We start from the raw sequence: 7,133 nt of genomic DNA, 5'->3' as shown, positions 1-7,133 counted from the left end.
TATCTTTTAGGTATTCCTCAGAAAAAAGTTTAACACGCAAAGTTAGTACTTTTATCTCATTTTTATTTTGCGGGTTTACATCTACTCTAATGCCAATTTCGCCCTCGTTAAAATAGGGCGGAGCCTCTTTATCGCAAGCAAAACGTGAACCAAAAATAGTGGGCATATACGCCTCACCAAAGTAATGGGAATTTTTTGGATTAAATGCGTACAGTTGATTATTTACTTTACTCATATCCCAGTTACCTTTAATTGCAGCCCCATTAACCCAAAGCGTTTGAGGAAATGGCGTTTTAGAGCGAGATTCGTTAGCCTCCCTTTTTGTTTTTCTCATGTCTTCTGAGTAGGTATTTTTAATATTTGTTTCACTAAAGGCTATGGTTTCATTAAACTCGAACTGAAGTTCATCAGCTCTGTGTTTGCCAGTGCTAGAAAAAAGGCCGAGACCTAAGTCATCCCAAAAGTACACATCGTTTGCCAAGTGAGTGACTCTGTCGTATGGGCCAAGTATTTTAACCCATTCATCAATGCTGGTATTAAAAATCAGTGATTGGTCTTTATAAGTTAAATTGCAGCCGTTAACTTGAAAGTCACTTGCTTCAGGGGAGGCCGCCTGTATTTTTTCAGCGGGCGCTAATAATGCAGTAACGGTGCTCACTGTCACTTTATCGCACCCAGCTAGCGTTAAAGCGAGGGATATAAATATAAGTTGCTTAGTTAAAGTAGTCATAAATATCTCTAAAAAGGGTGGTGAAGTTTGATTGTGATTGATCTTATTTATTTATGTATTTCAACAGCAGCGATTGCTTCTTCATCATTATCGCGCTCAAAGTTTAGGTTAAATTGGCCTTGACGAGTGATAGTAAAAATAGCGCGTTGCCAATTTTCAGTCTCATTTTTAATGGCGTGGTCAAATAACGTTTTGAATAACTCAGTTATATTTTTAGATACAGCAATTGCATGCTGTGTTTCGTTATCTGATTTAATAAAGTGGGACTTGCACTCGATCGCATTATTATTATCGCAATCTAAAATAAGCTGAGCTTCATGCCATGGCTCATCTATTTGCTGATAAAGGTACTGACCTAGGTGTTGCGGGATGTTTTTAATATCGGGTTGCATTGGCTTTCCTTAGCATCATAAATGAGTTTTAAATTGAATGATCAAGCATAAAGTTTGTAAATATGTGTTAGCCGAAAGGCATCGCATCAAGAAACTCTTGGAAATTATCAAAAGCCTTGTAAAAAACAGGCGATAACTCTTCAGACTCATTATGATCCCATATTACTACTTTAGGATTTATTGCATCTTCTTTGAAATCTAGGCATAAAAAATCACCACCAAAAAGGTAAGCAAAAGGTAAGGTCTCGGCTCCAACCAAGTCTTCGTTATCTGTAAGTCTTTCCTCAATTTGAGCCATTACGACTTTAACTTCGTATTGCTTAAACTCATTACCGAGCTTTTCATCTTCTGAAACTATTAAAAACCTTTCCAATACGCGCTCTTCAGAGTTAATTTTTATAGTAATTTTATCTGGGCATCCACCATTAAATTCTAAAATAAACTCCCTGTAGCTAATCGGTAAGTTAATATTAAAAAACATTTCTAATGAATCTAACTCATCATGTGTAATTGAAACTCTTTTTTTTAAATTTAATTTTTTCATAGTTTTAGGGTGTTTATAATGTCGAGTTGCATAGGCTGTCCTTAGCTGTAGGTGCATGTATTATTAAATGGAGCATTTTTAAAAACTAAAAGTCTAAAAATGAGTTAGCAGAATCAATCTCTTTTTGCGCCATATTTGCATTGTCAGGCTCTAGATTAGAGAGGAAGTTATCAAAATTAGCAAATACTTCAAAAAATTCATTATTGTTTTCGCTGCTTTCGTGATCCCAACAATAAACTTTCATATTTTCTTTATGGATGCATAATTGGTCACCACCGCTACTTTCACCAAATATAAAAAAACCTTCATCATTCAATTGTTTATACATGCGATTCTTTTTTACAAGGTTATTATCACTATTTTCTAGACCATAAACTATTTCAAATGGCAGGTACCCGTCATTATTTGTATAAGGAGTTTTCTGAAAGGGGATGATCTTTGCCCCATTGTTAAAAATAATGGAAGAGTCAAATCTTGATAGTAATTTTTTTAATTCTTTTGGCAAAGCAACTTTAAACTCATGCTCGACATCCTTTATTGTTGTGACCTTTTCACTACTTATATAAAGCGCTGAAGCATCTAGGGCGGTGATTAATTTATCAATCATTTTAAATTCCTTTCCTTAAATCAGAAGCAGCTCCAATGTGTAGTTACCATGTAGTTTTGTAGGCACAAGCTGGATTAATGTACCACTCGAATGATGTGGAGTTAAACCAAGTTTTTAACAGGTTTTTTACCGCATTCTTACTTTTAAGACCTTTCTGTTTAGCTATATACACATAAACGGCATCAAAGTCAGCTGAAGTACCATCTAATTGATTTGGTTTAAAATTGATGGAACCTTTAGACCAAGGTGAAAAGTCAGGTCTATAATTTAAAAACTGAATAGTTACTATCTAATAGGTGTTTGATTAATCTTCTTTGTATGGAAAGGCTCCGATAAATAAGGGGTCTGGTGAAATAGTTCGATTGACTTTTTCTGGGTTATAATTAAAGTCGTATTGTAGGGTGACCCATTTAGCAGAATTAATATTCTTTCTTTTAGCAGCTTCAACAACCAAATCAATAAAGGAGTTTGAATATGACATATTGTGTATTAAAGATGTTATATCGGTATCTTGAAAATCAAAGCACTCACCTTCTTGACTTGATATATCATAATAACCTACACCGCAAAGCTCCTGTAAAACGTCAGTCTCTTCGTCATTAGTCAAAGGTTCAATCCCTAACCAGACAGAAACAATACCTTCCTCTTCGAAACCTTGTTCATAATAATCAACTTCATTCGAGTAATCTACTTTAGACACTTGATATTCCTTTATTGATGAAAACCTTCTGGTAAGCCATTGTAACCGCCTTCGATCCATTTTTCAGCCCACGAGAACATATTTTTTTTATAATCATCTAAACTATTAGAGTTTTGAATTATCTTTTGAAGCTCATTGTGTACGCGTTTAGAGTTTGGGGATTTTGAACCTTTTAAGCCAGTTGAATGCTTCCACCCCTTGGCTAACCCACCTTCGTTCAAGGCTGAGATTGATATTGCAAAATCATTCTGTACTTGCTTGGCATTAACTCCCCACTTACTCCACTGAGGCGCTTCTACAACCATTAAAAACTCGTGATTACCGCGAGCTCCTCTAAGGCCATCAGAAATTTTACTTTTTAGGGCTTGTTTTTTATACATTTCGGCTAACTCTTCTGGTGTTCTGGAGTCAAACCACTTATTGAAGCTTCCTGAATCGAATGTCGGGATATCACTAACTTTCAAATTTGAAAGATTGAATTCTTTTTTACTCTCAACCCCTTTAAATCATTTCCTTTAGGCGCATCTAATTCATTCGCAACGCTCTTTTTAGGTTTACCCACAATACCGGTGCTTTTCGGTGGTTCGAATTCATCAAGGGCTTTGTTTACGCGATTGCCAATTTCACTGGCTGCGCCTTTAACGCCTTGGTCTATTTTGGGCGCTATTTCATCAAGCTGTTTAATGGTGGCTTGCATGCCGTCTATGGCAAGTTGTGGCAATAGCACATCATACTGCCAACTTGTTGATATTTCGTGAAGTGTATCGCGCAGGCCTTTTATAAAGGCTTTTACTTCGCTGGCTGCTTGTTTACCTAAATCTTGCCAGTTGATTTTGCGTAAATACTGAACAGGGTCGCCTTTGCCTAGCTTGCGAAGGACTGCAATAGCGGCTTCTATTGTGTCGCCGCTGTTTTTAATCACCACTTTACCAACGCCTTTTACCGCGGAGCCGAGCACCGGTACTAAACCTATTGCGGTGAGCGTAAAGGCAATCCAACCATCACTGTCGTTGGCTTTATCGTCATCAGTCAGTAGCATTACATTGGCTAAAATATCCCGCACGTCCATGACTTGGTCAATAACCGGTATCATTGAAATAATACTGCCCACTACAATCTGTGCCGTGGTGGGATCTTTATTAAAGTCGCCTTGCAGTGCTCCCCATAACCAATCACCTGCTTGGCTGGCTATGTTGCTTGCTTCATCAAGTGTTGCTGTTTGCCCAGCTCTGCTCATTTGTATGGCAGAGGCGGGGGTTATTCTTTTATAAAGCGGATTTGGTGTGGTGTTATCTTGTGGTTCATACTCACGTGTATCTTCCCCGTATTGAATAGTAAATTGACCATTTGGTACATCGGTTAATTGCGCTATACCGTCTTCATCTAGCTGGCCTGTGCTTTGTGTCCCATCATCAAATTTAATTGTATAAGGTGCGTTTTTTACAGGGCTGCCATCTTGATAAACATAAAGTAAATCTACTACGCTTGACGTTGTTGCAGCAATACCGGAGTCATTAATGGTTATATCACTAATGCGGCTAATATTGGCAGGGCTTGCATTGCTTGGTGCCCGCGCTGTTTGTGGGCTGGTTATGTCGTAATCAACCGGGCCATCAAAGGTTATAAATGTGCCATCGAGTGTGAGTACGTTAGTGGCGGTAATATCAACATTGCCTTGGCTGTCGAGTTTTATCTCGCCGCCCGCGTTGTGAATAATTAAATCGCCATTACCAGAACCCGTTATGCTTATATTATTGTTTGTTTGTAAAAACGTAGAGCCAGTAGGTACATTAAGCTTTTACTCTTTAAGCGCAGCGTCTCTAGCCCGCGTTGTGAATAATTCATTTAAAAAACATATTGCACAAAGAGAAAAGAATGAGAAGTAAATGAGGGCGCTAACCATAAAAGTAGCCATTACTTGAAAGGTTAGGGCGCTAATCCTTTAAGGCTGCAGCGCCTAGCCTTACAACATTCATGTTGTTAAAGAGCGGGTAATTATTTATACGTTTGTTTATTCTGGTTTTGGTGGGTTAACATTAATTAACCAATCAGGAATATACTCATTTTCAATAGTGATTTGATAGCCTTTGACTTCTTTAGCGATAACGGCCATCGCGATAAGAGAAATTGCTAAACCTCCACTTCGGCTGCCTAAACGCTCCTCATCACTGTAATATTCTTTGTGCAGTAATAAAGCCTTTTCCATGGCGCTATTGTAGGCCTGCTCACCGTCTTCTGTGAAGATGGCTTCGATAACAGAGACCAACGGCCACTTGAGGCGGCTGGCATATAAATACGCTTCATCAATAGAGTAATCATCCGGGTTAGAGGTGACATACGCTTGCTCTAGCAGGTGTGCTAAGTCGGCGCTTGGATTGAATAGCCCTTTGAGTAAATCAGCTAAGGCGTAATCGAACGGTTTGAGTTGATTGCCGTAATTAGAGTTTACAAACACCTCATTATCTATGGTGGTTAAAAAATCAATGGCCTCTTGGTTGCGTACGATAATCGCGGCATATAAAGCAAGTAGCCAAACAGGATGCTCTGCGTTTTCAGGATTTTTCTTGCCAATGACTTCTAGGTATTCATCGTCATAAAAAAATGCAAAGGCTTGACCATCATTGGCGTTACTTTGAAAAATACCGTGCCCTAATTGTGACGCGCGTAGTAGGTATAACCAAGCGTGGTAGCTATTGGGGTTTTCAATGGCTTCCATTGGGAATGATTCAATTAAATTTCGTTTAAATTGAGTTTGCAGCCCTAAACTTGGGTTTTTTTGGATACGAGGGATGTTTTTTTCTTCGTGTTTTTTGTATCGCTCACACATGTGTTCATAACTTACTTTTGCAAAGCTGTAATGGCTTTTAATCATCTTAAAAAATCTCCTTAAAATCCGATATCAAAAATAGACACATCAATAACATCAATTAAGCCATTATCGTTGGCTTTTTGTTGTATGCCAATATACTCTAGCGTTCCATCTAGTTTTGCGTCTTCTAGTGAATCTAACATATCTTGAATACCCTCGACCTGCTTAGTAAAGGCTTCTTCGCCGACTTTACCATAGCGAGGGTCTTTTGTGAGTGTATCTAGTTTGGTTGTGTAATTATTAATCACAGAATCCATGTATTTGGCAGTTCCTTGCTGTGCGCGCTCTTCTCCTGCCATTCTGCTGCCCCATGTTGCATTACCGCCTTTGGCTTCCATGATAAGCACTTTGCCATCGTCGATAGTATACACTTGGTCAAACTCACCTTGCTTGCCGTTACCGGGTAATTTGGTGTTTAATGGTTTGGCGTTGGGGTAGTTTTGTTGTACATAAATGCGGGCGGCTTCTTCACCTAAGTCTTCACTGGCCAGTCGCATGGCTTTTTGTGCATCTTTTAATGCTTTAGCGTCTCCTGCTAATAGCGCGGCATCACGTTGTGCCACGGCGCTATTTCGCGCCATTTCGAGTGTTTTTAGACGGGCTCTTGCGGCTGAGTTTAAATTGCTGTGTTTAATTTTTAATTTTTGTGACAGGGTATTAAACACATCGATTTGGTCAGATACGGCCACTAACGCGCCATTTTCATAACGCAGTTTTGGTGGTTTACTGCCATCTATGCGCTGTATGATAACTTTACCGTCTGCATTGGTGTATGCACGGTAGTTGCCACGAATATCATCGGGTAGATTTTGCAATAAGTAGTCAGCATGGGCTCTCGCTGACACCTGCGTTGTTACGCCTCGATTGGTACCTGGTTGTAATGTTGCATCAGGTTTGTCAATGCGCTCAATTAACTTAGGTTGCTCAGGCGATACTGTGTGCGATATTGTTTTATCTAGCTGTTTGCGTTTAAGTATATCGGCCATATTAACCAGTGCGCGATTGGCGCTGGCAAGGTGTTTTGATTTACTCGCTGCAGAAGCGGCAACACCAACCCCGCCTGTTAATATCGCTAATAATATTTCAAAGGCCATTACACCGGTTATACGTTGTTTATCTACGTACGAGTGGGCTTCAATATAGTCATACGGGAAACGCGCGAGTGTACTACGGGTGTCTTCATCGTCCATTAAGGCGAGTAATAATTCAAAGGCATCTGATAATGCACTGGTTGTTTTTTGGCTAAAGGCTAAAATTGTTTCAAGTTCGTGCTTAACTGCGTGCTTATCAC

General features: G+C 39.2%; 8 protein-coding genes and 1 pseudogene. All 9 read right to left on the bottom strand.

Going from position 1 to position 7,133, the window contains the following annotated elements; all coding sequences use genetic code 11:
• A partial coding sequence (locus I6F48_RS20875; protein ID WP_197120229.1) for a DUF7738 domain-containing protein occupies positions 1-730 on the bottom strand: 730 nt, incomplete at its 3' end.
• A 47-nt stretch (positions 731-777) separates the two neighbouring features.
• Complete coding sequence (locus tag I6F48_RS20870) at positions 778-1,122, bottom strand: immunity protein YezG family protein (protein ID WP_165729587.1); 345 nt, start codon at positions 1,120-1,122, stop codon at positions 778-780.
• A 67-nt stretch (positions 1,123-1,189) separates the two neighbouring features.
• Positions 1,190-1,666 (bottom strand): SMI1/KNR4 family protein, encoded by a 477-nt coding sequence (locus I6F48_RS20865; RefSeq protein WP_165729586.1) that lies wholly within the window; start codon positions 1,664-1,666, stop codon positions 1,190-1,192.
• A gap of 85 nt (positions 1,667-1,751) precedes the next feature.
• On the bottom strand, positions 1,752-2,273 hold the full coding sequence (locus I6F48_RS20860; protein ID WP_165729585.1) for an SMI1/KNR4 family protein: 522 nt from the start codon (positions 2,271-2,273) through the stop codon (positions 1,752-1,754).
• A gap of 304 nt (positions 2,274-2,577) precedes the next feature.
• The gene (locus I6F48_RS20855) at positions 2,578-2,973 is read right to left on the bottom strand and encodes an immunity 22 family protein (protein WP_165729584.1); all 396 of its coding nucleotides are present in this window, start codon (positions 2,971-2,973) and stop codon (positions 2,578-2,580) included.
• A gap of 11 nt (positions 2,974-2,984) precedes the next feature.
• Positions 2,985-3,353, bottom strand: a complete 369-nt coding sequence (locus tag I6F48_RS20850) for a hypothetical protein (protein ID WP_197120228.1) — start codon at positions 3,351-3,353, stop codon at positions 2,985-2,987.
• An 80-nt stretch (positions 3,354-3,433) separates the two neighbouring features.
• Positions 3,434-4,210, bottom strand: coding sequence for a hypothetical protein (locus I6F48_RS21445; protein ID WP_231615285.1), 777 nt, complete (start codon positions 4,208-4,210; stop codon positions 3,434-3,436).
• Between the two features lie 774 nt (positions 4,211-4,984).
• Entirely contained in the window at positions 4,985-5,845 is an 861-nt protein-coding gene (locus tag I6F48_RS20840; protein ID WP_165729607.1) for an immunity 49 family protein, read from the bottom strand.
• A gap of 14 nt (positions 5,846-5,859) precedes the next feature.
• Positions 5,860-7,133, bottom strand: a pseudogene (locus tag I6F48_RS20835) (contractile injection system protein, VgrG/Pvc8 family); the annotation flags it as partial.

This window comes from Pseudoalteromonas sp. SWYJ118 (genome assembly GCF_015864505.1).
Lineage (GTDB): Bacteria > Pseudomonadota > Gammaproteobacteria > Enterobacterales > Alteromonadaceae > Pseudoalteromonas > Pseudoalteromonas arctica.
The sequence above is the reverse complement of the archived record's forward strand: the minus strand, read 5'-3'. Positions and strand labels throughout refer to the sequence as shown.